This window comes from Pseudomonas sp. URMO17WK12:I6 (assembly GCF_003253625.1).
Taxonomy (GTDB): domain Bacteria; phylum Pseudomonadota; class Gammaproteobacteria; order Pseudomonadales; family Pseudomonadaceae; genus Aquipseudomonas.
Map to the genome: position 1 here is coordinate 221993 of NZ_QKYZ01000009.1, position 26294 is coordinate 248286.

Annotated in this window: 17 protein-coding genes; 9 read left to right on the forward strand and 8 right to left on the reverse strand. The window is 61.1% G+C overall.

Annotated elements, in window-relative coordinates; all coding sequences use genetic code 11:
- Positions 1-86 precede the first annotated feature (86 nt).
- The gene (locus F475_RS18340) at positions 87-7226 is read right to left on the reverse strand and encodes a retention module-containing protein (RefSeq protein WP_111454421.1); all 7140 of its coding nucleotides are present in this window, start codon (positions 7224-7226) and stop codon (positions 87-89) included.
- Between the two features lie 591 nt (positions 7227-7817).
- Between F475_RS18340 and F475_RS18345 the strand changes: the two genes are divergently transcribed.
- From F475_RS18345 to F475_RS18355, 3 genes are read left to right on the forward strand one after another with little or no spacing between them, the layout of a single operon-like run.
- Positions 7818-9176 (forward strand): TolC family outer membrane protein, encoded by a 1359-nt coding sequence (locus F475_RS18345; RefSeq protein ID WP_111454422.1) that lies wholly within the window; start codon positions 7818-7820, stop codon positions 9174-9176.
- Between the two features lie 26 nt (positions 9177-9202).
- Positions 9203-11362 carry a type I secretion system permease/ATPase gene (locus tag F475_RS18350; protein WP_111454423.1) on the forward strand — a complete coding sequence of 720 codons (2160 nt, stop codon included), beginning with the start codon at positions 9203-9205 and terminating at the stop codon, positions 11360-11362.
- 9 nt (positions 11363-11371) lie between these two features.
- Entirely contained in the window at positions 11372-12739 is a 1368-nt protein-coding gene (locus F475_RS18355; protein ID WP_064619601.1) for an HlyD family type I secretion periplasmic adaptor subunit, read from the forward strand.
- Between the two features lie 152 nt (positions 12740-12891).
- Here the strand turns inward: F475_RS18355 and F475_RS18365 are convergent, their stop codons facing one another.
- Together F475_RS18365 and F475_RS18370 are read right to left on the reverse strand one after the other, a co-directional pair.
- The gene (locus F475_RS18365) at positions 12892-13485 is read right to left on the reverse strand and encodes a tRNA-uridine aminocarboxypropyltransferase (protein ID WP_111454425.1); all 594 of its coding nucleotides are present in this window, start codon (positions 13483-13485) and stop codon (positions 12892-12894) included.
- 4 nt (positions 13486-13489) lie between these two features.
- Entirely contained in the window at positions 13490-14383 is an 894-nt protein-coding gene (locus F475_RS18370; RefSeq protein WP_007938472.1) for a LysR family transcriptional regulator, read from the reverse strand.
- Between the two features lie 356 nt (positions 14384-14739).
- Here F475_RS18370 and speB point away from each other — a divergent pair, with 356 nt between their 5' ends.
- The 5 genes from speB (at position 14740) to F475_RS18405 (ending at position 19793) form a co-directional block, all read left to right on the forward strand.
- Entirely contained in the window at positions 14740-15690 is a 951-nt protein-coding gene (speB, locus tag F475_RS18380) for an agmatinase (RefSeq protein ID WP_007942156.1), read from the forward strand.
- 9 nt (positions 15691-15699) lie between these two features.
- A complete protein-coding gene (locus F475_RS18385; RefSeq protein ID WP_111454427.1) occupies positions 15700-16122 on the forward strand; it encodes a nuclear transport factor 2 family protein in 423 nt (140 codons plus the stop codon).
- A 54-nt stretch (positions 16123-16176) separates the two neighbouring features.
- Positions 16177-17688: a cytosine permease gene (locus F475_RS18390; protein ID WP_018929905.1), complete on the forward strand. Its 1512-nt coding sequence runs from the start codon at positions 16177-16179 to the stop codon at positions 17686-17688.
- 226 nt (positions 17689-17914) lie between these two features.
- A complete protein-coding gene (locus tag F475_RS18400) occupies positions 17915-19294 on the forward strand; it encodes a sodium:solute symporter (RefSeq protein ID WP_111454428.1) in 1380 nt (459 codons plus the stop codon).
- A gap of 247 nt (positions 19295-19541) precedes the next feature.
- Positions 19542-19793 (forward strand): phosphopantetheine-containing protein, encoded by a 252-nt coding sequence (locus F475_RS18405; protein WP_026345692.1) that lies wholly within the window; start codon positions 19542-19544, stop codon positions 19791-19793.
- 186 nt (positions 19794-19979) lie between these two features.
- Here the strand turns inward: F475_RS18405 and F475_RS30760 are convergent, their stop codons facing one another.
- On the reverse strand, positions 19980-20108 hold the full coding sequence (locus F475_RS30760; RefSeq protein ID WP_007914492.1) for a PA1414 family protein: 129 nt from the start codon (positions 20106-20108) through the stop codon (positions 19980-19982).
- Between the two features lie 140 nt (positions 20109-20248).
- Entirely contained in the window at positions 20249-21142 is an 894-nt protein-coding gene (locus F475_RS18410; protein ID WP_064619609.1) for a LysR family transcriptional regulator, read from the reverse strand.
- Between the two features lie 104 nt (positions 21143-21246).
- On the opposite strand from F475_RS18410, the gene F475_RS18415 reads away from it, so the two are divergent.
- Positions 21247-22437, forward strand: a complete 1191-nt coding sequence (locus F475_RS18415) for an MFS transporter (protein WP_111454429.1) — start codon at positions 21247-21249, stop codon at positions 22435-22437.
- Here the strand turns inward: F475_RS18415 and F475_RS18420 are convergent.
- The 3 genes from F475_RS18420 to F475_RS18430 form a co-directional block, all read right to left on the reverse strand.
- Positions 22373-23305 (reverse strand): DMT family transporter, encoded by a 933-nt coding sequence (locus tag F475_RS18420; protein WP_028939950.1) that lies wholly within the window; start codon positions 23303-23305, stop codon positions 22373-22375. The genes F475_RS18415 and F475_RS18420 overlap by 65 nt on opposite strands.
- Positions 23306-23470: 165 nt before the next feature.
- Entirely contained in the window at positions 23471-24916 is a 1446-nt protein-coding gene (locus F475_RS18425) for an NCS1 family nucleobase:cation symporter-1 (RefSeq protein ID WP_111454430.1), read from the reverse strand.
- A gap of 334 nt (positions 24917-25250) precedes the next feature.
- Positions 25251-26087 carry a S1 RNA-binding domain-containing protein gene (locus tag F475_RS18430; protein ID WP_007942143.1) on the reverse strand — a complete coding sequence of 279 codons (837 nt, stop codon included), beginning with the start codon at positions 26085-26087 and terminating at the stop codon, positions 25251-25253.
- Positions 26088-26294 lie beyond the last annotated feature (207 nt).

Consider the following 26294-nt stretch of genomic DNA (forward strand, 5'->3'; position numbering starts at 1 on the left):
GGGCACAGGGCCGGTAGATAAATCCTCAACCAACAAAAAACCCGCCATCCCCTTTCACCGGGAATGGCGGGTTTTGTCGTTTCAGATCACACGGTATCCACCTTCAACGAATGGTCGTTCAACATGCCGTTGATAATGGTCGCGGTATCGTGACCGCCGGCAATCACACCATTCGCTCCGGGGGTGACGCCGTAGTGACTGGCCAGGTTCACACCGGCCAGGTCGATGGTCTGGCTCGGCGTGGCGCCGGCCATGGCGCTGATGTCGATGCTGGTGACCAGGGTCGCGCCGCTGCCGGTGACTTTGAAGTGCAGGTAGTCATCCAGCGATGCCGCGGTGCCGTTCTCGCCTTGCAGCAGTTGCGACAGGTCGAGTTTGTCGGTGCCCGGGGTGAAGTCGGTGATGACGTCGTGGCCGCTGTTGCCTTTAAGCCACTGGAAGGTGTCGGCGCCGCTGCCGCCGGTGAGGGTGTTGTCGCCCAGGCCGCCGATCAGGAAGTCGTCGCCGCCTCCGCCGTTGAGCACATCGTTACCCAGACCGCCGTTGATGATGTTGCCGTTGTTGTTGCCCGTGAGGCTGTCGTTGAAGTTCGAGCCCGTGAGGTTTTCGATGCCGGTCAGGGTGTCGGTGCCTGCGCCAACGGTGTTTTGCGCGGTGAGCAGGCTGAGGTCGACAGTGACGCCGGCGGTGGCATGGGCGTAGCTCGCGGTGTCGTTGCCGGTGCCGCCGTCGAGCCAATCGTTGCCCGGCCCGCTGAACAGCAGATCGTTGCCGGCGCCGCCATGCATCTCGTTATTGCCTGAACCTGCGGTGAGCACGTCGTTGCCGTCACCCGCATTGACAATGTTGTTGCCGGTGCCCGCGATCAACACGTCATCGCCCGAGGTGCCGGTCAGTGTATGGCCGGCCTGATAGGTGATGTCGACTGCCGCGCTGTCGCTGCCGCCGTGGTTGTCGCTGGCGGTGTAGGTGCCGTGGAAGTCCGGCGTGGAGTCCTGGGCTCCGGCGTAGTTGACGGTCATGGTCAGTTGATAGTTTTCCGCCCCCTTCCCGCTGTTGCCAGGTCCCCCGTCGTCAATGTTGGTGATGTGGATCTGGTACGTGCCGTCCGCCGTGGCGGTGATGGTCTGGCCATCGGCGAGAGCCATGTAAGCGCCGCCATTGACCGAGTACTCCATGGTGATGTGGCCGGCCGCCAGGTTGTGGTCCAGGTTGAGGGTCTCGCCCTGTTTGAGGTTGACGGTGATGCGGTCCTCATCGTTGGTATTGTTGGTGCTGACCGCCCCCAAGGCCCCGCTGACCACCAGCATGGCGGTCATGGCGGCAGCGTTGGCGACGAATGCACTGCGGGCGATAGTCACGGCCTGGACGTTATTGCCGGTGAAACTGAAGCTCGAGTTGGTGCCGGTAAAGTCCGCCCCCTTGGCCGTCCAACCCGTGTTGAAGGTAGTCGGCGATGCCGTGAGCGCATCACCGTTGGGGTCGGTGTCGTTGGCCAATAGCAGCTCGCCCGGCACCACGATACTGCCCGACAGCACGTTGGTGATGATGTGATCATTGACCGCCACCGGCGGCGAATTCGGAATCACGTTGACCGTCAGGGTCGAACTGGTGAGGTCGCCGTCGTTGTCGCTGGCGGTGAAGCCGATGTTTTCGGTGATCTGCACGGCCGTGGTTTTCTGCGAGGTGTAGGTGTACTCGCCGGTGTCGAGGTTCACCAGCAGCGTGCCGCTGTTGTTGGTGGCGATGCTCAGGGTGTTGTCGACGGTGTTGAAGGTGCCGTGGTTGGCGCCGCCGCTGAAGTTCAGCGAACCCTGATTGCTGTTGGCTTTCGGGTCGTAGGTATAGGTGGTGCCGTCGACCGTGAGGGTTTTGATGAAACCGCCATCGGCGCCAAATGTACCGCCCTCGCCCAGCAACGAACCGGTGACCGGCGCACCTTGCACGGTGCCCGAAAGTACCGAGTTGAGTTGGTTGAGGTCGGTCACCACCACGGCGTTGGTGTCGGTGTGCGTGCTGCCGTCATAGGCCACCGGATCGAGGCTGGCGTTATTGACGCCGCTGCCCAGGCCGATGGCGTAGTTCTTGATGCCATTGGCGTCGAGGAAGGCTTTGAGCGCGATCTCGTCCGCAGTGCCGATGTCGCCTTCGTTGGGTTTGCCATCGGAGAAGAAGTAGCCGACGTTCTGCGCCCCGATGAGTTTGCCCGAGGTGTCGAACGCGCTCTCCATGGTTGCCACGGCCGCGTCGTAGTTGGTCCCGCCGCCCGCGGTCAGCGTAGCGATGATCGACTTGGCCGTCGCCACATCGACCCACACCGAAGTCTGGTCGGTGGCGCTGCTGCTGAAGGTGACGATCTGTACCTTCACGTCGCCCAGATTGTCGTACTTGTCGAGCAGCGCGCTGATCGCCTGCTTGGCCAGGTCCAGCCGCGACAGGCCCGATACGCCGGAGGGGTCGTCCATGCTCCCGGATACATCGATCACCAGCATCAGGTTGGAGTCGATCTGCACGGCCGGCACCGAACGGTCCGAGGCGACGGCGTGAGGCACGTCATCGACGATGCTGACCACAAGGGTGCCGGTGGTACTGTTGCCCAGCGCATCGGTGGCTTTGTAGGTGAAGCTTTCGTTCAGGGTGTTCGCGCCGTCGTTGGCGTTGGGCGAAGTTTTCGGCGCCGAGGTCAAGGTGTACGTGTAGGAACCGTCAGGATTGAGCAGGATCTGCCCGTAGGTGCCGGTGGCGCTGCCGACCAGGGTGTAGGTGATCGCGCCAGTGGCGCCAGAGACCGAGCCTGCCAACGTACCTGAGCCGGTTTCACCGGTGTTGCCGGGCTCGCTGCCGGTGACGCTGCCCGCCGCCAGGTCCTGGCCGTCCTTGGTCAGATCCAACGCTTTTTCGTAGACGGTCACATCGGTATCGGTGGCGGCTACGAGGCAGTTGTTGGAGACGTCAACAGTGATCGTGGCGGTGCTTTCATCGCCGTCGGCATCGCGCACGGTGTAGGTGAAGGTGTCCGTGGCGCCCGCTTCGCCGACCGAATTCGGGTTGCTGTGGTACACCGCATTGCCGCTGGCATCCAGGGTCAGGTAGCCGTAAGCGCCGTTGATTTGCGTGTTCAAGCCGCCGATGGCCGAAGTCGAGGTGTCGCTGCCGGCACGCACGCCGACCACTGCCCCACCCAAGGCCGGGCCATCAGCGCCGAGCACATCGTTGTCCAGCACATTGCCGCTGACCGTGCCGCCCTCCACCACCGAAACCGAATCGCAATGGGCCGTCGGCACGTCATCGACGATGTTGATCACGATGGAACTGGTGACGCTGTTGCCCAGAGAATCGGTGGCCTGATAGGTGAAACTTTCGCTCAGGGTGTTCGGTCCGTCGTTGGCGTGCGGCGTGGTGGTGGGTGCCGAGGTCAGGGTGTAGGTGTAGGAGCCGTCCGGGTTGAGCAGGATTTGCCCATAGGTGCCGGTGGCGCTGCCGACCAGGGCGTAAGTGATTGCACCCGTGGCGCCAGTGATTGAACCGACTAATGTGCCGGAGGCGGTTTCACCGGTGTTGTCAGGCTCGCTGCCGATGACAGTGCCCGCCGCCAGGTCCTGGCCGTCCTTGGTCAGATCCAACGCCTTTTCGTAAACGGTCACGTCGTTATCGGGGGCCACCACGAGGGAACAGTTGGAGATGTCGATGGTGATGGTCGTGGTGCTTTCATCGCCGTCGCCATCGCGCACGGTGTAGGTGAACACGTCCGTGGCGCCCGGTTCACCGACCGAGTTCGGATTGCTGTGGTACACGGCGTTGCCGTTGGCATCCAGGGTGAGATAGCCGTAAGTGCCGGTAATGTGCGTGTTCAAGCCACCGATAGCCGAAGTCGAGGTATCGCCGCCGGCGCGCACGCCAACCACCGCGCCACCCAAGGCCGGGCCGTCAGCACCGAGCACATCATTGCCCAACACATTGCCACTAACCGTGCCGCCTTCCGCCACTGAGACGACATCGGCATGAGCGGTTGGCACGTCATCGACGATGTTGATCACGATGCTGCCGGTGACGCTGTTGCCCAGAGAATCGGTGGCCTGATAGGTGAAGCTTTCGCTCAGGGTGTTCGCACCGTCGTTGGCGTGAGGGGTGGTCGTGGGGGGCGAGGTCAGGGTGTAGGTGTAGCTGCCGTCCGGGTTGAGCAGGATTTGCCCGTAGGTTCCGTTGGCGCTGCCGACCAGGCTGTACGTGATGGTGTCGCTGGTGCCGGTGACTGAACCCACCAGCGTGCCGGAGGCGGTTTCGCCGGTGCTGCCAGGCTCGCTGCCGATGACCGTGCCCGCTGCCAGGTCCTGCCCGTCCTTGGTCAGGTCCAGCGCTTTTTCATTAACCGTCACGTCGGTGTCAGTGGCAGCTACGAGGGTGCAGTTGGCCACGTCAATGGTAATGGTGGTGGTGCTTTCATCGCCGTCGGCATCGCGCACGGTGTAAGTGAACACATCGGTCGCGCCAGGGCCGTTCACGGCATTTGGATTGCTGTGATAGACCGCATCGCCGTTGGCATCCAGGGTCAGGTAGCCATAGGTGCCGTTGATTTGACTGTTCAAGCCACCGATGGCTGAAGTCGAGGTGTCGCTGCCGGCGCGTACGCCGACCACCGCGCCACCGAGTGCCGGCCCGTCGGCGCCGCCGATATCGTTGCCCAGCACGTTGCCCGAGACCGTCGCGCCTTCGGCCACTGAGGCGTGATCCGGGTTGGCGGTGGGCAAGTCATCGACGATGTTGACGTTGATCTGGCCCAACGCCGTGCTGCCGTCGACGTCAGTGGCGACGACATTGAGGTTCTCGGTGATGCTGTTGGCGCCGTTGGCGTTCGGGTGGGTTTCGTTATCCACCAGGGTATAGCTGTAGCTGACCACGCCAGTCGCACTGTCGTAACCGGTGACGGTCAGCGTGCTGCCAAGCGGAGTGACGATCGACTGCGGGAAGCCTGCGGCCACGCCACCGGTGACCACCGCGATGCCGCCCACCGTCAGGGTTTGCAAACCGTCGAGCGCGGTGACGGTGAAGGTGCCGCTCTGGGTCAGCGCCGGTGTGTTGGGGCTGCTGCCGTCGCTGAGGTTTTTTTCGTAGACGGTCAGTTCGCCGCCGTTGACGTTCAGGCCATCGAGCGTCACCAGGTCGTCGTTGTTATGGATGTTCAGCACCAGCGTCGCGGTGCTGGTATCGCCATCGGAATCGGTAAGGGTGTAGACGAAGTTTTCGGTGCCGTTGCCACCGCCGTGCAGGGCTTTGAAATCGGCGTCGCTGGTGTTAAGGGTGTAGGTGTACGTGCCGTTGGCATTGAGTACCAAGGTACCGAACGTCCCGGTGAAAGTACCGCCGATGATCGGCCCGCTGTCGGGGCCGGTGGCAATGCGGTCGGCGCCCTGGACGTCGTTGGGCAGCACGCTGCCGGTCAGGGTCAGCAGGGTTTCCGATGCAGTATTGGCGTTGCTGTCGTCCACGGCATGAGGCAGGTCATCGACGATGTTCACATCAAGACTGCCAGTCGCGGTGGTGCCGTTGTCGTCCACCACGGTGACCGCAAACTGCTCGGAGAGACTGTTGGCGCCGTTGGCATTCGGATGCATTTCGTTGTCGACGAGGGTGTAGCTGTAGCTGACCACGCCGGTCGCGCTGTCGTAGCCGCTAATGGTCAGCGTACTGCCCAGCGGCGTGACGATTGATTGCGGGAAACCCGCCGATACACCGCCAACCACCACATTGATTCCGCCGACGCTGAGGGTTTGCACGCCATCCAGCGCAGTAATGGTGAATGTGCCGCTCTGGGTCAGCGCCGATGCATCAGGGCTGCTGCCGTCGCTGAGGTTTTTTTCGTAGACGGTCAGTTCGCCGCCGTTGACGTTCAGGCCATTGAGCGTCACCAGGTCGTCGTTGTTATGGATGTTCAGCACCAGCGTCGCGGTGCTGGTATCGCCATCGGAATCGGTAAGGGTGTAGACGAAGTTTTCGGTGCCGTTGCCACCGCCGTGCAGGGCTTTGAAATCGGCATCGTTGGTGTTCAGGGTGTAGGTGTACGTGCCGTTGGCGTTCAACACCAGGGTGCCGAACGTCCCGGTGAAGGTGCCGCCGATGATCGGCCCGCTGTCGGGGCCGGTGGTAATGCGGTCGGCGCCCTGGACGTCGTTGGGCAGCACGCTGCCGGTCAGGGTCAGCAGGGTTTCCGACGCGGTATGGGCGTTGCTGTCGTCGATGGCCTTGGGCACATCGTCGGTGATATTGACGTCCAGCGAACCGGTGGCGGTATCGCCGTTGCTGTCGTTCGCAACCACAGTGAATTGTTCACTGAGATTGTTGGTGCCGTCACCGGCGGAATGGGTTTCGTTGCCGACCAGGGTGTAGCTGTAACTGACCACGCCGGTGGCCGGGTTGTAGCCGGTGATCGTCAGGGTGTTGCCCAGTTGAGTGGTGATCGACTGCGGAAAACCGATGGGCACCCCGCCACTGATCACGCTGATCCCGCCGATGCTCAGGCTGCTCAGCCCGTCGGGCGCAGACACTGTGAACGTACTGTGCTGGGTCAGTGCCCCCGGGTTGCTGGCCGACCCGTCCGCCAGGTTGGCTTCATTGAGGGTCAGTTCACCGCCCGCCACCGACAGGCCGGTGAGGATGACCGGGTGATTCGGCACGTTCGCGGCAAACGGCGTAACGATACCTTTATCGCCGTTGTCCGGCGCAGCGTCCCGGCGTTCCAGGGGGAATTCGGGAATACCGTTGAAGCCGGCGGTGGGGAAACCAATCGTGGGATCGACCCGCCCGCCCACTTCCTCCAACAGCACAAAACTGTGGCCACCACCCAGCGCACCACCGGGCGCGCCCGTTGCGCCCGGTCCGGCGGCGGTGGCCTCAGCGGTCTGGGTCGGGTCGGCACCGGCGGCAATGGCTTTTTGCAGTTGCTCGACATCGGTCAGTTGCGCCTGGCTCGGCGTTACCGCATCAGTGGTCTCCACATGCGGCACCTGGTGCGCCAGTAACTGGGCATTCATTTGCAGGCTGCTGTCACGCCCCAGCGTCAGCTCCTGGCCATTTTGCATATGCACCGCCACCGCCCCTTCAGCCCCGGTGACCAGCTGCTCGCCGGCAAACAGCCGATCGCCCTCGATCAGTGCCCGTCGAGTGCCATCACCCGCCACTGCATACACCTGACCGATGACCTTACTGACGATACCGATGAGCGTTGCCATGTGCGTTCCTCCGCTGCCAACTGCTGTCGGCATCCTGTTTGCGCGAAGAAACGTGCTCATGGTTCAAGCAGGTTGCCCGAGACCCGCGTGCCGGAAAGCGTTTACCTGAAGTAAACCGCTGCCTCCCGACACTCTCGCCAGGCGTGTCGCTCGCGAGGGGGGTGTCTTGGGATCGGGATAAAACCCTCTGCAATCAATGGCATCGGGACCCACTTCCAAAACGACCGGCCTGCAAACGCATGCGTAACGGTTCTGAATCACTCGAGTGACAAAAAAATGTCGCCTCTAAACCGTCTCGCTCTCCTCCCCTCCAGCACTTCTTCGCCCTGTGTCGAAAAGTGAATGGAACTTTCCAAAACCCTGTTGATGTTCCAGAAAGCCAATAAAACAAAGGCTTTCGCATTGAACAATGTGCTGGATTTTTCAGGCCGCATAAGTTTTTTTTGGCATAGCCCTTATGAAAAATTTTTCTTAGCTACGCTTCAGGATGTTCTTAGCTCTGTTGTTACAGGCATGAAACGGTTTCATCTAAAAATATCGTCAAAAAAATGGCGACCGCTAAGCACCATCAGGAATCAGGGAGATGCACCCATGCGCGTTTTAACCCCCCTTTGCAGTGCGATTCTGCTGGCCATGGCCTGCGCTTCTCAGGCTCAGGCGATGTCATTGACCGAGGCGATCCAGAGCACCATTGCGACCCACCCGGAACTGGCGTCTCGGGTCGATGCCCGGCTCTCGGCCGACGAGCAGATTAAAGTCGCTAAAGGGGGCTTTTATCCATCGGTGGATTTGAACGCCGCCTATGGTCGCGGCTACAGCGATAACACCACCACCCGGTCGCGAGGCAATCACAACACCGAAATCCTCACCTACACCCAGTCGGAACTGCGCCTGCGGCAAATGCTGTTTGATGGTTTCAACACCACCAACGAGGTCGCGCGCACCAAAGGCGTGTCCAACTCGCGGGCCTATTACGCTCAAGGCACCGCCCAGGACCTGGCCCTGCGCACCATCGAGGTGTACCTCGAAGTGCTCAAGCGCCGCGAACTGGTGACCCTGGCCAAGAACAATCTGCAAGCGCACATGCGGGTCAACGATCAGATCGGCCTGCGTACCCAGCGTGGGATCGGCAGCAACGCCGACGCCGACCAGTCCACCGCTCGCCGGGCACTGGCGCAAAACAACCTCGACACCGCCGAAGTCGATCTGGCCGATGCCGAAGCGAATTTCTACAGCGTCGTGGGGCGCATGCCCGATGAACTCGAAGCGCCGCCGTCGACCCGCGGCGAACTGCCCGCCACCCTGCCCGAAGCCCAGCAGAGCATGGTGGAAAACAACCCGTACCTGAAATCCGCCCAGGCTGATGTGCAATCGGCCGAGAGCCAGTACGAAGTCGCCAAGTCGCCGTTCTACCCACGCTTCGACGCCGAAGCAGCGGTGGGCGCCAATAACAATGTGCAGGGCGATCAAGGCCACGACAACGAATGGCGAGTGGGCGTGGTGATGAACTACAACCTGTTCCGTGGCGGCAGCGACAAGGCCCGGTTGGCCTCCGATGCGCATCAGATCAACCAGGCGATGGACATCCGCAACAACGCATTGCGCCAGCTCAACGAGAACATCCACCTGGCCTGGAACGCCATGCAAAACGCCAAGAAACAAACCCCGACCGCCCGTGAATACGCCGAAACCACCACCCGAGTACGGGCGGCGTATCAGGATCAGTTCGGTCTCGGCCAACGGACTCTGCTCGACTTGCTCGACAGTGAAAACGAGCTCTACAACGCCAACCGCCGCTACACCGAAGTGCGCTACACCGAGGAGTTCTCGATGTACCGCGTGCTGGCGAACATGGGCCAGTTGTTGAGCAAGCAACGGGTGGTGCTGCCCGCCGATGCGATCGCCGCCACCGAAGTGAAAAACGAAGCGCGCTTGCCTGAACTCAAATGAAGTAACGCCGTGTAGGAGCGATCAATGTGACCAGCATGGAAACCGGCAACACGGGTGTCGATCCGCGTCTTAGTTTCGATGATCCGCTTCTGGACGGCCTGTTGATTCTCTGCAAACTCCACGGCGCGACGGTCAGTCGTGCCAGCCTGAGTGCCGGGCTGCCAATGGCACACCAACGCTTGAGCCTGGACCTGCTGCCGCGCGCAGCGGCCCGGGCCAGTTTGCAGGCGCGGGTGCTGCGCCGTGAACTGGCGGATATTTCTGCGCTCAACCTGCCGGTGATGCTGATCCTCAACCATGGCCGCTGCGCGGTCTTGCGCCGTTGGGGCGACGATGGTCAGGCGCTGATTCTGCCCAGCGAAGCCGACGGCGGAGAACAGTGGGTCAGTACGGACGAGCTGGCCGCCAACTACAGCGGCCAGGCCTTGTTCGCCCGGCCACGGCATGAACTCGAAGACTTGCGCGCGCCGCTGGTGCCGCGGGTCGAGGCGTGGTTTCGCGACACGCTGAAGCTGTCGAAATGGCTGTACAGCGATGCGATTCTGGCAAGTTTCCTGATCAACCTGCTGGGCCTGATGGTGCCGCTGTTCGTAATGCAGACCTACGACCGGGTGGTGCCGAACCAGGCCACTTCAACCTTGTGGGTGCTGTCGATCGGCCTGCTGATCGGCACCGGTTTTGAGTTGGTGCTGCGGGTGGTTCGTGCGCACTTGCTGGACACTGCCGGGAAGAAAACGGACGTGATTCTTTCAGCGACCCTGTTCGAACGCATCACCGGCATGACGATGAAAGCGCGACCCGCAACCATCGGTGGTTTCGCCCAGAGCATTCATGACTTCCAAGGCCTGCGGGAGTTTCTCACCGCCGTCACGCTGACCAGCCTGATCGACATGCCCTTCGCCGTGCTGATGCTGGTGGTGATCGGCCTGCTCGGCGGCTGGCTGGTGGTGATTCCGCTGCTGGCCTTCCCCATCACGATTCTCTTCGCCATGGTGATTCAGGCGCGCCTGCGCGACACCGTGCAGAAGAGTCTGAGCCTCGGTGCCGAACGCCAGGCCCTGCTGATCGAAACCCTCGGCGGCCTGGAAACCCTCAAGGCCTGCAGCGCTGAAAGCGAGCGCCAGCACAAATGGGAAAGCACCCACGGCGCCCTCACCCGCCTCGACAGCCATGCGCGCAACCTCTCCGCGCTGGCCACCAACGGCACGCTGTTCATTCAGCAGTTTTCCGGCATGGCGACCATCGTCGCCGGGGTCTACAGCATCATCGCCGGCAACCTCAGCGTCGGTGCGCTGGTGGCAAGCTATATGCTCGGCAGCCGCGTGCTCGCGCCGCTGGGGCAGATCGCCGGGTTGATTACCCGTTACCAGCAAGCGCAACTGACCATGAAAAGCACCGATTCGCTGATGTCGTTGCCGCAAGAGCGCGACGCCAGGCAGCGGCCACTGGAGCGCACGCAACTGCAAGGCGCCCTGGACGTCTGCGGCGTAACGTTCCACTACAACGGCCAGAACGCGCCGGCCCTGGCCAACGTCAGCTTCAGCATGAAACCGGGCGAGCGGATCGGCATCATCGGCCGTAGCGGCTCGGGCAAAAGCACCTTGGCGCGGCTGGTGATGGGTTTCTACGCGCCGGAAGAAGGCCAGTTGCTGCTCGATGGCCTGGACCTGCGGCAACTGGACGTCGCCGACCTGCGTCAACAGATCGGCTACGTCGCCCACGACCTGCCCTTGTTGGCCGGCAGCCTGCGCGACAACCTGACCCTCGGCGCCCGTTATGTCAGCGATGCCCGGATGCTTGAAGTCGCTGAGCTGACCGGCGTGACTGAACTGGCGCGTCAGCATCCACAAGGGTTTGATCGGCCAGTGGGCGAGCGCGGTCAGTTGCTGTCGGGTGGGCAACGGCAAGCGGTGTTGCTGGCGCGGGCCTTGTTGCTCGATCCGCCAATCATGCTGCTCGACGAACCCACCAGCGCCATGGACAACAGCAGCGAAGACCTTCTACGGCAGAAACTCCACGGCTGGGTCCAGGGCAAAACAGTGCTGTTGGTGACCCACCGCTCCTCGATGCTCAGCCTGGTGGATCGGCTGGTGGTGCTGGACAACGGGCGGATCGTCGCCGACGGCCCGAAAGAAGCGGTGATCGATGCATTGCGCAAGGGCCGTGTCGGCTCTGCGACGGTTTAGGAGCGCCCCATGGCCCGTTCATCATCCGACACAGCGCAAGACCGAAGCTACTTCGGCAGTTTCAGCAAAAGTGCCGAGAGCGAGTTCATGCCGGAAACCGCCGGCGCCTCGTTGCAGGATTCACCGCGCTGGTCGCGGATCACCGTGTGGCTGGCGGCGGCGCTGCTGATCAGCGCGCTGGTCTGGGCCAAATTCGCCGTGTTGCAGGAAGTCACCATGGGCGAAGGCAAGGCGATTCCGTCGAGCAAGATACAGGTGATCCAGAACCTGGAAGGCGGCATCGTCACCGAGATTTTCGTTCGCGAAGGGCAAATGGTGAACAAGGGCGACACCTTGCTGCGCCTGGATGACACGCGATTCCTGTCGAATAAGGGCGAAAGCGAAGCGGACCGCTATGCCTTGATCGCGCAGGTCGAACGATTGTCCGCCGAAGCGGAAGGCCGGCCATTCACACTGTCGCAGGAAGTGATCGCCAAGGCGCCGCAAGTGGCCGAGGACGAACGCTCGCTGTATGAACAACGCCAGCGCCGACTGGCCAGCGAACAGCGCACGCTGACTGAACAACTTCGGCAAAAAACCCAGGAACTGGCGGAATTCCGTTCCAAACAGGGGCAGTTCAGCTCCAGCCTGGCGCTGCTGCAACAAGAGATGAACATGTCGGCGCCGCTGGTGGGCACCGGGGCGGTGTCACCGGTGGAAATCCTGCGGCTCAAACGTAGCGCGGTGGAAATCCGCGGCTCGTTGAACGCCACGACCCTGGCGATTCCCCGGGCGGAATCGGCGATCAATGAGATCAAAAGCAAGATCGACGAGTCCGAACAATCCTTCCGCTCGGACGCGGCGAAAGAGCTGAATGAAAAACGCACCGACCTGTCGAAAATCACCGCCACGAGCATTGCCATCGACGACCGGGTGACGCGCACCACGGTGGTGTCGCCGGTTCACGGCATCATCAAAGTGCTGAAGGTCAATACCATCGGCGGCGTGGTTCAGCCGGGCAGCGACATGGTGGAAATCGTGCCTGTGGAAGACAACCTGCTGATCGAGGCCAAGGTCCGCCCTCAAGACGTGGCGTTCCTGCACCCGGGCCAGAAAGCCATGGTCAAGTTCAGCGCTTATGACTACACGATTTATGGCGGGTTGAGTGCCAGGCTTGAGTTGATCGGGGCGGACACCATTACCGATGACAAGGGCAACAGCTTTTATCTGATTCAGGTCAGGACCGACAAAAATCACTTGGGCGGGGATGTGAAACCGCTACTGATCATTCCGGGGATGGTGGCGACGGTGGACATTATTACCGGGGAGAAAAGCGTGCTGGATTACCTGCTTAAACCGGTGTTGAAGGCACGGACCGAGGCGATGCGCGAACGCTAAGTCTCACGCTGTCCCTGTGGCGAGGGAGCTTGCTCCCGCTGGAGTGCGAAGCGCTCCCAAAACCTGCCAGCATGATTTCCCTGACACACAGGCTGAATGGTTTTGGGTCTGCTGTGCAGCCCGGCGGGAGCAAGCTCCCTTGCCACAAGTCATCACCGGCCGTGATTCTTCCGATAGGTCTCCTCCCCCATCGCCGCAATCTGCCCCTCGATCAACGCCTCGAACGGCTTTAATAACGGCTCGAAACTGCTCGGTGCTTCGAGGGTCTGCAACGCCTGCACAATCGCCTCCACCGTCGACAACGCCCCAGGCCCAGGTGCCTTGCGCAAGCGATAACGCGACACCCCGCCCTCGGCCAATGTCACTCTCGGCAACGCCGCCAGCAATGGATTGAGGTGCAGCATCTTGCGCGCCTTGCGCCAGGTACCGTCCGGAACCACCAGCAGCAGCGGCTTATCACTCGCGGTGTACGCCTGCATCGGCTGCGCATCTTCACCGGGAAACAACAGCCGCGCCTGATAGCCCGGTTGATTCAACAACGCCGGCAAATCCTCGAACACCTCGCCCACGATCAACTCGGCATTCTTGAGTCCCAACGCAGCCAATCGTGCGGTGTTCAACGCATGGTTCACTTCACTCGGATGCTGCAACAGCAACACCCGCGTGCGGCTATCCAGGCTTGGGATCAGTGGGCACAGACAATGGGTTTGCGGGCGCAGGCAGCGCGGGCACTGGATTCTGGACATTTTCTTAAGCCTGATTGAGCTGTGCTTTGAGCAAATCACGGAAGGTCTGGATCAGCGGCTCGCGGCTACGGCCACGGCGCACGATCATCGAGAATGGCGCCTGATAACCGAACGTCGCCGGCAGCAGTACGCGCAAATCCCCCTTGTCGGCCCAGGCCTGGGCGTAGTGCTCCGGCAGGTAACCGATGTAGGCGCCGGACAGCACCAGAATCAATTGGGCCTCCATACTTTCCACGGTCGCCGCGCTGTGCTTGAAACCATGACGCGCCAGTTCGGCCTGGCTCCAATAGCCGCGACCGACCATGCGTTGCTGGGTGATGACCTGTTCGGGGATGCGCCGCTCGTTGAACAGCGGATGACGGCTGCTGCAATACAGCCAGTGTTGCTCGCGGTAGAGCGGCATGTAGACCAGACCGCTCATGCGCGTGGAAAAGGCACCGATGGCCAGGTCGAGGCGGTTGTCCTGCACGCCGAGTTGCAGTTCGTATGGGCTCATGACCGAGAGATGCAAGTGCACCGCCGGGTGTTCCTGGCTGTAGGCGCCGATGGCTTCGGCGAACGGCAAGGCCTTGTCGCTGACGGTGGAATCGATCACCCCCAGGTTCAACGTGCCGCGCAATTCGCCTTTGAGGGCGGCGGCGTATTGTTCGAAACCTTCGAGTTCGGCCAACAGACGCAGGGTTTCCTGATGGAACAGCTCGCCCTTGCTGGTCAGGCTGAAACCGCCGCGACCACGATGGCACAGCACCAGGCCGAGGGCCGCTTCGAGCTGGCTCATGTAGGTGCTGATGGCCGACGTCGAGAGATTGAGCTCGTGCTGGGCGTTGGCGAACCCCTGATGGCGGACCACGCTGACGAAGATGCGCAATAGTTTCAGGTCGGGTAAAGCGTTGGCCATGGGGGGCTCCATTGCAAGGTAGTGCATGTTGCTTTTGTGGCGAGGGAGCTTGCTCCCGCTCGGCTGCGAAGCAGTCGTAAACCCGACTCATGCGGTCTGCCCGATGCAACCGGGCTTAATGGTTTTGGGGCCGCTTCGCAGCCCAGCGGGAGCAAGCTCCCTCGCCACAAGGATTCGGTGCATGGTGGGGAGTCTATCTTCCCGCCCGCCATTAGTTTAGAAAAATCTGAACTAAGTATTTGCCCGTAGCGATTCTTCCCGGCCACTGCATTTCGCAGAATCGGCCCACAGCGGTGCCCGTCTCTCCCCGAGCGGCTTACCTGCATAAATAAAACAACGACGATGAGGCCTTACCCGTGGACAAGATTCTTCACCAACCACTGGGCGGCAATGAAATGCCGCGCTTCGGCGGCATCGCCACCATGCTGCGACTCCCCCATTTGCCATCCGCTGCCGGCCTGGACGCTGCCTTTATCGGCATCCCGCTGGACATCGGCACGTCCCTGCGCCCCGGCACCCGCTTCGGGCCGCGTGAAATCCGCGCTGAATCGGTGATGATCCGTCCGTACAACATGGCCACCGGCGCTGCGCCGTTCGACTCGCTGTCGGTTGCCGATATCGGTGACGTGGCGATCAACACCTTCAACCTGCTGGACGCCGTGCGGATCATCGAAGAGGCCTACGACAATATCCTCGAACACGATGTGATCCCCCTGACGCTGGGCGGCGACCACACCATCACCCTGCCGATCCTGCGTGCCATCCATAAAAAGCACGGCAAGGTCGGCCTGGTGCACATCGACGCTCACGCCGATGTGAACGATCACATGTTCGGCGAGAAAATCGCCCACGGCACCACCTTCCGTCGCGCGGTAGAAGAAGGTCTTCTGGATTGCGACCGCGTAGTGCAAATTGGCCTGCGGGCTCAGGGCTACACCGCTGATGACTTCAACTGGAGCCGCAATCAGGGTTTCCGCGTGGTTCAGGCTGAAGAATGCTGGCACAAATCCCTGGCGCCGCTGATGGCCGAAGTTCGCGAGAAAGTCGGCGACGGTCCGGTGTACCTGAGTTTCGATATCGACGGCATCGATCCGGCCTGGGCACCTGGCACCGGCACCCCGGAAATCGGCGGTCTGACGACCATTCAGGCGATTGAAATCGTGCGCGGTTGCCAAGGCCTCGACCTGGTGGGCTGCGATTTGGTAGAAGTCTCGCCAGCGTACGACACCACCGGCAACACCTCGCTGCTGGGCGCCAACCTGTTGTACGAAATGCTCTGCGTACTGCCAGGCGTGGTCCATCGCTGAGGATCGGTCATGAACGAACGTGATCAGGTACTCAATGCCGCCGCCGAACTGGTGTCGGCCTTTGCCCGAAACGATCGCGAAGCCTACTTCGGCGCATTCAGCATCGACGCCAGCTTCGTGTTCTACACCCTCGAACAGCCCCTGCTGTCGCGCGATGCCTACCAGGTGTTGTGGGACAGCTGGCGTGCCGAGGACGGCTTCGAAGTGCTGTCGTGCACCTCGAGCAACGCCTTCGTCAGCCTGCAGGGTGACGTGGCGATTTTCATCCATGACGTGGCCACCGAGCTGCGCATGCAAGGGGAGCAACACTTCAGCCAGGAACGCGAGACGATTGTTTTCAAGAAACAGGCGTCTGGCCAAGAACAACAAGGCCTATGGCTGGCCTGCCACGAACATTTGTCCGCAATGCCGGAAGGGCTGCCAACCCCTTAGCCAAACAGGTGACGCTCACGCACGATGAGCGCGCCTTTATGATCGGAGCAGATCATGAATAACAACAACAAAGACCAAAGCCTTACGCAAATTGAAACCTACGGGGTCGAGCAGATCCCGGACAACGAACGCACCGCAGGCCCGACGGACTTGTTCCGGATGATCTTCGGCGGTTCCAACACCTTCGCCACCGCCGTGCTCGGCAGTTTCCCGGTACTGTTCGGCCTGTCTTTTCAGGCGGGCGTCTGGGCGATTGTGCTGGGTGTGTTGCTGGGCTCGCTGATCCTCGCGCCGATGGGCCTGTTCGGTCCACTCAATGGCACCAACAACGCCGTGTCGTCCGGTGCGCACTTCGGCGTGCACGGGCGGATCGTCGGTTCGTTCCTGTCGCTGTTGACCGCTATCGCCTTCTTCTCGCTCTCGGTATGGAGTTCGGGTGATGCGTTGATCGGTGGTGCGAAACGCCTGATCGGCCTGCCGGAAACCGACCTGACCCTGGGCCTGGCCTACGGTCTGTTCGCGATCCTGGTGCTGACAGTGTGCATCTACGGCTTCCGCTTCCTGCTGTGGGTCAACAAGATCGCCGTGTGGAGCGCCAGCCTGCTGTTTCTGCTGGGCGTCTTCGCCTTCGCCGGTCCTTTCGATGTGAACTACGCCGGCAGCGTCAGCCTCGGTCAACCGGGTTTCTGGGCGGCTTTCATCGGCGCTGCGCTGGTGGCGATGAGTAACCCGATTTCCTTCGGGGCGTTCCTCGGCGACTGGTCGCGCTACATCCCGCGTGACACCTCCAAGCGCCGGATCATGGCTGCCGTGGTGATCTCGCAGATCGCGACCTTCATCCCGTTCCTGTTCGGCCTGGCCACCGCCACCATCGTAGCGATCAAGGCACCGGACTACATCGCGGCCAACAACTACGTCGGCGGCCTGCTGGCGGTATCGCCGAGCTGGTTCTTCCTGCCGGTGTGCCTGATTGCGGTGATTGGCGGCATGTCCACCGGCACCACGTCGCTGTATGGCACCGGGCTGGACATGTCCAGTGTGTTTCCACGGGTCCTGTCGCGGGTTAAAGCGACGCTGCTGATCGGCGTGATGTCGATTGCCTTCATCTTCATCGGGCGCTTTGCAGCGAACCTGGTGCAGAGCGTGTCGACCTTCGCCGTGCTGATCATCACCTGCACCACCCCATGGATGGTGATCATGATCATCGGCCTGCTGGTGCGTCGCGGCTTTTACTGCCCGGATGACCTGCAAGTGTTCACCCGTGGCGAAAAAGGTGGCCGCTACTGGTTCACCCACGGCTGGAACTGGCGTGGTCTGGGCGCCTGGATCCCGAGTGCCGCGGTCGGTTTGTGCTTCGTGAACCTGCCGGGGCAGTTTGTCGGGCCGCTCGGCAATCTGGCCGGCGGGATCGACATCAGCCTGCCGGTAACCCTCGGCCTGGCTTCGCTGGTGTACCTGACGCTGCTGAGCCTGTTCCCGGAGTCGGCTGCGGTGTTCGGCCCCAACGATGCACGCAGCAAGGGCACGGATTCGCTCGGTAAACCGGCGATGCGACAAGCCGCCTGATTCAACACGGTGGTCAACAGAACTTCCGTGGCGAGGGAGCTTGCTCCCGCTCGACTGCGCAGCAGTCGCAAAACAGGTTAGGGCGTTCTCCAGAAGAAACCTGGTTGCAGGATTTGGGGATGCTTCGCAGCCCAGCGGGAGCAAGCTCCCTCGCCACAAAAAGCGGTCTCATGGCCATATTGCTATTCAGCCTCACCATAAAAAAGACAATCGGAGACACGCCATCATGGCTTTGGATTTATTCGTCGTACTCATCTACGCCGCCGCGATGCTGATGCTCGGCTATTACGGCATGCGCAAGGCCAAGACCAACGAAGACTTTTTGGTCGCCGGTCGCAACCTCGGCCCGAGCATGTACATGGGCACCATGGCCGCCACCGTTCTGGGCGGCGCGTCCACCGTCGGCACCGTGCGCCTGGGCTACGTCCATGGCATCTCCGGTTTCTGGCTGTGCGCGGCACTCGGCTGCGGGATCGTGGCGCTGAACCTATTCCTCGCCAAACCGCTGCTGAAACTGAAAATCTACACCGTTACCCAAGTGCTGGAAAAACGCTACAACCCGATGGCCCGCTCCGCGAGCGCGGTGATCATGCTGGCGTATGCGCTGATGATCGGCGTAGTTTCGATCCTGGCAATCGGCACCGTACTGCAAGTGCTGTTCAGCCTGCCGTTCTGGGTCTCGGTATTGCTCGGCGGTGGCGTGGTGGTGATCTACTCTGCGATCGGAGGCATGTGGTCCCTGACCTTGACCGACATCGTCCAGTTCGTGATCAAGACCGTGGGCCTGATGTTCATCCTGTTGCCGATCTGCCTGTACCGCGTTGGCGGCTGGGATGAATTGGTGTTGAAACTGCCGGCCACTGCCTTCAGCTTCACCACGATTGGCTGGGACACCATCATCACCTACTTCATGATCTACTTCTTCGGGATCCTGATCGGCCAAGACATCTGGCAGCGTGTGTTCACCGTCAAGAGCGCCAAAGTGGCTCAGGTCGCCGGTACCTTCGCAGGCTTCTACTGCATCCTTTACGGCCTGGCCTGCGCCCTGATCGGCATGGCCGCTCACGTGCTGATCCCGGACCTGGACAACGTCAACAACGCTTTCGCCGCCATCGTCAAACTGTCCCTGCCGGACGGTATCCGTGGTCTGGTGATCGCCGCGGCCCTGGCGGCCATGATGTCCACCGCCAGCGCCGGCCTGCTCGCCGCTGCCACCACACTGACCGAAGACCTGCTGCCGAAACTGCGTGGAGGCAAACAGTCGAGCCTGGGCATGAACCGCCTGTTCACCCTGTTGACCGGCATCGTCGTACTCGGCATCGCTCTGGTCGTACATGACGTGATCAGCGCGCTGACCCTGGCTTACAACCTGTTGGTGGGCGGCATGCTGATCCCGCTGATCGGCGCGATCTTCTGGAAACGCGCAAACACCGCCGGCGCCATCGCCAGCATGGGCCTGGGCTTTGCCACTGCGCTGCTGTTCATGATCAAGGACGGTATGGACGCCAATACTCCGATCTACTACAGCCTCGGCGTGGGCCTGGTGAGTTTCGTGGTGGTCAGCCTGCTATCCCGTCGCCCGGCCGTAGTGGCGAGCGCTGCCTAAGATTTCTATAACGACCTGATGCTTTCTTCGGCGGGTGTGGCGTCGGTTGCCACACCCGTTTTTTTTCGCCTGAAGGAATTTGCCCATGAAGATCGTCAGCCGCGATCAGTGGTTCAAGATCGAACGCATTTCGGTAGCCTTCCGGAGAGTATCTGCGCTCGATGATTGACGAGTGGCAGCGCCGACACGCCTGAAGCCTGCTGTACTCAGCGTCAGGGACCTCATAACGTTCTCGAAGAAGGACCTCATGACAAGAGCCGCCGTTCGTGCCGCCGTGCATCGTCGCATCCGCCGCCTGCTGGAAAACCAGGATGACTTCGACGACAACACCAACCTGATGCAGTTGGGCTTGGACAAAGAGGATATTGAAGAGCTGATCTTCCGCCTGGAGGATCAGTTGGGGTTGACGGCGTTTACCGCCGAAGAAGACCGGATTCTCAAGACTGCCAGGACGGCGAATGACTTGACCCGGTTTTTGATTGAGATTGGGCGGTATTGAAACGGATTGCTAAATACATCCGATGGGCCGAACGAACCTCTGTGGCGAGGGAGCTTGCTCCCGCTCGATTGCGCAGCAATCGCACGCTGCACTCGCGCTCAAGCTGACCCACCTGAGTGGCGATGAATGGGGCCGCTGCGCGCCCCAGCGGGAGCAAGCTCCCTCGCCACAGGTGATTTGCCAGACTTACCGACGGCGCTGCTGGCGGCGACGTTGTTCGTCATCAGTGCGAATTGGCACCGGTTGCAGAGGCGGTTCAATCAAACCGAGTGCGACACCCAGGTCATGCAGCCAGTTTTGGATTTTCTCTTTCATGATGCCCCCCTTCAGGGTCGTGCCGAGCGGCCGAAGTTCTGTAGCCCCTTCGCACTGATAATAGTCCGAAGTCCTACGCAATGCTCGCTCAAGATCGCAATGATCTGTTACTGAATTGATCCAAATCCTTGGACGTTAGTTCAAGAAATTGACTGGGCCTGGACCATGGTCGACGGATACACCGCCTGCTGCTGCTCGATCCATGCATTCAGGTTGGCCCCGACCATGCCTTTGCGCCACATCAGCCAGGTGGTCGCGCTGGCAAACGGCTCGGCCAACGGGTGCACCGCCACGCTTTCACGCCCCGGCAGACTGGCGAGCATCGACTCCGACATCAGCGCCACGCCAGAGCCGGCAATCACGCAAGCCAGCATTCCCGGATAAGACTCGATCTCCATGGGTCGGCCCATGGCCGCATGGTCATGGGCAAACCAGGCTTCCAGGCGCATCCGGTAGGAGCAGCCCTGGCGAAACGTGAACACCGAACGCCCTTCGACATCCAGCGCACTGCGCACCGGCGGATGATCGGCCTCGCTGATCAACACCAGCCGTTCGTCGCACAACGGCACGCCGTCGAGCCCGGCCAGTTCCAGCGGGCCGTCCACCAGCGCCGCATCGAGGCGCCCGGTGAGCAACCCTTCGAGCAATTCACCGCTGGGCCCCGACTGCACTTGCAGGTTCACCGCCGGGTAGCGGCGGTGATAACGCGCCAACAGCTCTGGCAAGTGAATTGCGGCGGTGCTGTACATGGTGCCCAGTACGAAATCCCCGGCCGGTTGCCCGCCCTGCACCGCCGCGTGAGCTTCGTCATGCAAGGCGAACAGCTTGGCCGTGTAGTCCAACAGGACTTTTCCCGCAGGTGATAACTGCAAACGCTGACGCTCACGCACGAACAGTTCGACACCCAGTTGCTCTTCGAGCTGTTTAAGCCGGGTCGACAGGTTGGAGGGCACGCGATGCAGGCGTTCGGCGGCTCGGGTGATGGAACCCTCCTCCGCCACCGCTTGGAAGATCCGCAATTGGCTGAATTCCACGCCATTCTCCAAATAAGAACAAGTTTCTCACTATTATTCATTTTTAAAGAAAGTCAATCAGTCCTAGCCTGACGGTCATTGATCCTCGAAACGGAACTCAGACCATGTCCCCGCTGATTCGCTTAACCGCCAGCTTTGTCGCCCTGATGATGGCCATGGGCATCGGGCGTTTCGCCCTCACCCCACAACTGCCGCACTTGCTCAGCGAAGGTCAGATCGACCTGACTGCCGCTGGTCTGATTGCCGCCGCCAACTACCTTGGTTACTTCGTCGGCGCGGTGGATGCGATGTTCGCCCGTCGCCCCGATCAGGTTCGCAGGCGCCTGCTCGGCGGTTTGTGGTTGTGTGTATTGCTGACCCTGGCCTCGTTCTGGGCCAACGGGTTCTGGGCGCATCTGGCGCTGCGTTTCGGCACGGGCGTGGCCAGTGCCTGGGTGCTGGTGATGATTACCGCGTTGAGCCAACCGCTGGCAGCGGCGGCCGGTCGTCCGCGACTCGGCGCCTTGGTGTTTGCCGGACCGGGTCTGGGGATTTTTCTGACAGGGTTGTTGGCCTTGGGCTCGAACCTGCTGGGGCAAACGTCCGCGACCTTGTGGTTGGTGTATGCCGCTGTCGGGCTGGTGATGCTGCTGGCGATTCTGCCGTTCCTGCCGCAGCCGGCCGCCACTTCAACGGAGACACCGCTTGCCACCAAGTCGGCTGCCCAAGGCGTCGGACGCTTACCGGTAATCTATGGGTTGTATGGTCTGGGCTACATCATCCCGGCCACTTTCCTCTCACAAATGGCCAGCGCGCAGTTCCATGGGCAATGGCAAGCCGATCTGTTCTGGCCGTGCTTTGGTCTGGCGGCGGCGACCGGGGTCGTGTTGGTGAGCCTGCGTCGGCACAACCCGAACGCAACTCGTCATTGGCTGATGGCGACGCTATGGCTACAGGCCGCCGGGGTGTTTGCTTGCCTGTTGGGCAGCGGTGCCGGCCTGGCGCTGGGGGTGATCCTGTGTGGCGGGCCGTTTCTGGCCTGCATGCAACTGGTGATGCAGCGCTCCCGGGAACTGGCGCCCCACGCCACCCAGCGCAACGCCGGGCTGCTGACCGCGTGCTTCGCCGTGGGTCAGCTCAGCGGGCCGTTGCTAGCCGCGTTGAGCAGCCATTTCAGCGGTGGCTTGCAACCCGCGCTGGTGATCGCCGGCGGCGGTTTTATCATTGCCGCAGGTTTGCTGCTGCGCCCGATCAGGGTTGCCCAAGTGCTTTGCGCAAACGACGGCGCACCCACTGCTCTGCGCTCACAAAAGTGATCCCGAGCAAAACCAGTACCGCGCCGATCACAAAGTTCAGGCTCAGCTCTTCACCCAGCAGCACCACGCCGAACGTGACGCCGAACAACGGCGTCATGAACGAAAACACCGCGAGGTTCGCCGCCAGGTAACGGCGCAGTAGCCAGAACCACGTCAGGTAGCTGAAGAACGACACCACCAATCCCTGAAACAGCACGCTGGCCACCGCCACCGTGGTCAGGCTGACATGGGTGACCTGGCCGCTGAGGATCGCAATCAGCAGCAGGCCGACGAAGCCGACGATCAGTTGATAAAACAGCGTCAGTGTCACCGGCGCTTCCGACAGACGCGAGGCGCGCACCACCACAGTGGTCGCGCCCCACGACGCGCCGGCCAGCACACCCAGGGCATCGCCCATCAACATGCGGTGGTCAAGATTGTCCCAGGACACACCACCGGCAAACGCAATGGCAATGCCAATGAACGCCAGAAAAATCCCCAGCCACTGCACCGGTCTTAAACGCTCACTCGGCAGCAACCAATGCACGCCCAACGCGGTAAAGATCGGCGCGGTGTAGAGAAATACCGACATATGCGCCGCCGTGGTCAGTTGCAGACCTTCGGCAATGAAGAAGAACTCCAGGCCAAACAACGCGCCGGCCAGCAAGCCGCCGCGCCAGGTAGTCCCGACCTGATCCCAACCGCCCTTCCAGCAGATCAATAATCCTACAAGCAACGCGGAAATACCCGACCGCCCCGCCGCCTGCATGACCGGCGCGATGTCGGGCGCCGCCCATTTGATCATCACCTGTTGCACACCCCAGATCAGGCACAGCCCGACCATCACTTGCAGGGCAAACCCATCGGCGCTACGCCGGGTGGCGCTCACCGGAACACCTCGACAACACAATCCATGGCAGTGACTCGACAGTAAAAGCAAAGCCCCGGCCTTCCTGCTGAACAGAGGGTGCCGGGGCGAAAAATTATGCTGTCGATTATTAACCAGATGGACAGAAAAAGGTGTCTGCAAAAGACCTTTAAATCGCCACGTACGTCATCCAGCGATGACCAGAGCCGCCGATTGCTGTGCCTGCTCGCGCCTGGCCAGTGCGAAGTACAGGACGCCGCCGAGGAAGCAGCCGGTGAACCAGGCGAAGTTGGCCATCGGCTGCAACACCGGGATGAAAGTGATCGCAACGCCCATCAGGGTGGCTGGAATCAACGCCTTGACCGCCGTCCAGTTGATCCCGCCGCTGTAGTAATAACGCCCGCTCGGGCCGTCATTGAACAGCGCATCGACGTCGATCTTCTGTTTTTTGATCAGGTAGTAATCCACCAACAGAATCCCGAACAGCGGGCCGATGAACGCCGCCAGCACGTCGAGGGTGTAGTGAATCACTTCGGGGTTGTTGAATAGGTTCCACGGGGTGATGAAGATCGACGCCATGGCGGCGATCATGCCACCCGCACGCCAACTGATTTTGCTTGGGGCGACGTTGGCGAAGTCGAATGCCGGGGACACGAAGTTGGCGACGATGTTGATGCCGATGGTCGCGGTGACGAAGGCAAAGGCGCCGAGCAGCACCGCCACGCTGTTGTCGATGCGCGCCACGGTGGCGATCGGGTCGTGAAGCATTTCACCGAACACCGGCAAGGTGCCGGAAACGATCACCACGGTCACCAGCGAGAACGCCAGAAAGTTTACCGGCAGCCCCCAGAAATTGCCGCGACGCACGTCATTCATGCTGCGGCAGTAGCGACTAAAATCACCGAAGTTCAGGGTCGGACCGGAAAAGTACGACACCACCAATGCCGTTGCCACGATCACCTGGCCGAAGGCTTCCCAGCCAGACAGTGACTTTTCCGCGAGAGTGAAGCTGATGTTGCTCCAGCCGGCCTGCCAGACGATCCAGCCGGCGAGCAGGAACATCACGCCATACACCACGGGGCCGGCCCAGTCGATGAAGCGACGGATCGACTCCATGCCGGTCCAGAACACCAGCGCCTGGACGAACCACAGGCTGAGGAAACCGAACCAGCCGAGGTAGGACAAACCGGCAAAGTGCGGTTCGGCGTAGGCCGCCATCGCAGGAAAAAACCGCAGCACGACGATGATGAGTGCACTGGACGCCAGGTACGTCTGAATCCCGTACCAGGCCACCGCAATCAGGCCGCGAATGACCGCAGGAATATTCGCCCCGAACACCCCGAACGCCAGTCGGCAGATCACCGGGTAAGGCACCGCGGCTTGCTGACTCGGCCTGGCCACCAGGTTGGCGATCAACTGCACGATGCAAATCCCGCCGAGCAAGGCAATCAACACCTGCCAACTGGCCAGCCCAAGCGCAAACAAGCTGGCGGCGAACACATAGCCGCCGACGCTGTGCACGTCGCTCATCCAGAAGGCAAAGATGTTGTACCAATTCCATGTCTGCGGCAGTGGCCCCAGATCCTGGTTATACAGGCGCGGGCTGTAGCCATTGGGCAATTGTTCGGTCATCGCGGGGCTCCTCGAAAGTACAGGCGCGGCCCCCGGGATGGGTGTGGCGAGCACACTGCGTACGGGAGCCGGCATGGTTTGTATACGAGTTGCTACGCAGAATGCGTGCCATACGATCAAAAGGTGTGACAAACCTGGCTTTAAACCCTGTTCAGAGCAAAGCTTCCAAGACGTGTAGGGGGTTATAACGCCCACGAACAGGGCGTCCGCGCCTACAAACGGTGCAGAGTGTTATGTATACAAAGAGATGGGTGACTGCTGCGCAGAAGGCTACCGTAGGCTGGATCCTTTTTTGATCACAACCTGCGGTAGCGCCTACCGGGGCCGGTGCAGGTCAGCTGAGTTCGATACGATCAGCGTGAATGACGATCTGGCCGTTCTTGTACAACGCACCGATGGCCTTTTTGAAGTTGCCCTTGCTGACGCCGAACATACTGCTGATCAGCGTCGGGTCGCTCTTGTCGCTGACTGGCAGGGTGCCGTTGTTGTCGCGCAACTTGGCGAGAATCTTCGAGTTCAGACTGGTGGCGGCGGCTTCGCCCACCGGCTGCAGGCTCAAGCTGATCTTGCCGTCGGCACGGACTTCTTTGATAAAGCCCTTCTCTTCTTTACCGGCGCGCATGAACTTGAAGATTTCGTTCTTGTGGATCAAGCCCCAGTGCTTGTTGTTGATGATTGCCTTGAAGCCCATATCGGTCGCTTCGGCTACCAGCAAATCAACTTCCTGGCCCGGGGTGTAGTTGGCCGGGGTCTTGTCCAGATAACGGTCCAGACGTGCCGTCGCGGTGATGCGCCGGGTGTGTTTGTCGAGGTAGACGTGCACCACGACATACTCGCCGGCAGTCATCTGGCGCTTTTCTTCGGAATACGGCAGCAGCAGATCCTTCGGCAACCCCCAATCCAGGAACACGCCGATGCTGTTGACTTCAACGACTTTCAAACTGGCGAATTCACCGACCTGAACTTTCGGCTTTTCGGTGGTGGCGATAAGTTTGTCATCGCTGTCCAGATAAATAAAAACGTTGAGCCAATCTTCATCTTCGCTGGGAATATCTTTGGGAATATAACGATTAGGCAGAAGGATTTCGCCATCCGCGCCACCGTCCAGATATAAACCGAAGTTAGTGTGTTTAACCACTTGCAAACTGTTGTAACGCCCGACTAAAGCCATGTCCAATACCCTCATTGCGTGGGCGGCATTCTACCCGGTTTTGCGGGCTGCGTTCGGCGGGCCGGCTCGGTGGCGCGAGAAAATCCGCGCAAGGCCCTAATTTCCCTGGGTTTGGCGGGCGTGTTTGGCCGCTCGTCAGGCCGTTCGGGTGGTCTGGACGGTGGCCAGCCCATCCGAAAAGCACTATTTCCCCACTGAGGTTTTTAG

Excerpts from the sequence above, each read along its gene's own strand:
- F475_RS18340 (WP_111454421.1), bottom strand. The coding sequence starts at position 7,226 with ATGGCAACGCTCATCGGTATCGTCAGTAAGGTCATCGGTCAGGTGTAT.
- F475_RS18345 (WP_111454422.1), top strand. The coding sequence starts at position 7,818 with ATGCGCGTTTTAACCCCCCTTTGCAGTGCGATTCTGCTGGCCATGGCC.
- F475_RS18355 (WP_064619601.1), top strand. The coding sequence starts at position 11,372 with ATGGCCCGTTCATCATCCGACACAGCGCAAGACCGAAGCTACTTCGGC.
- F475_RS18365 (WP_111454425.1), bottom strand. The coding sequence starts at position 13,485 with ATGTCCAGAATCCAGTGCCCGCGCTGCCTGCGCCCGCAAACCCATTGT.
- F475_RS18370 (WP_007938472.1), bottom strand. The coding sequence starts at position 14,383 with ATGGCCAACGCTTTACCCGACCTGAAACTATTGCGCATCTTCGTCAGC.
- F475_RS18385 (WP_111454427.1), top strand. The coding sequence starts at position 15,700 with ATGAACGAACGTGATCAGGTACTCAATGCCGCCGCCGAACTGGTGTCG.
- F475_RS18390 (WP_018929905.1), top strand. The coding sequence starts at position 16,177 with ATGAATAACAACAACAAAGACCAAAGCCTTACGCAAATTGAAACCTAC.
- F475_RS18400 (WP_111454428.1), top strand. The coding sequence starts at position 17,915 with ATGGCTTTGGATTTATTCGTCGTACTCATCTACGCCGCCGCGATGCTG.
- F475_RS18405 (WP_026345692.1), top strand. The coding sequence starts at position 19,542 with ATGACAAGAGCCGCCGTTCGTGCCGCCGTGCATCGTCGCATCCGCCGC.
- F475_RS30760 (WP_007914492.1), bottom strand. The coding sequence starts at position 20,108 with ATGAAAGAGAAAATCCAAAACTGGCTGCATGACCTGGGTGTCGCACTC.
- F475_RS18415 (WP_111454429.1), top strand. The coding sequence starts at position 21,247 with ATGTCCCCGCTGATTCGCTTAACCGCCAGCTTTGTCGCCCTGATGATG.
- F475_RS18425 (WP_111454430.1), bottom strand. The coding sequence starts at position 24,916 with ATGACCGAACAATTGCCCAATGGCTACAGCCCGCGCCTGTATAACCAG.
- F475_RS18430 (WP_007942143.1), bottom strand. The coding sequence starts at position 26,087 with ATGGCTTTAGTCGGGCGTTACAACAGTTTGCAAGTGGTTAAACACACT.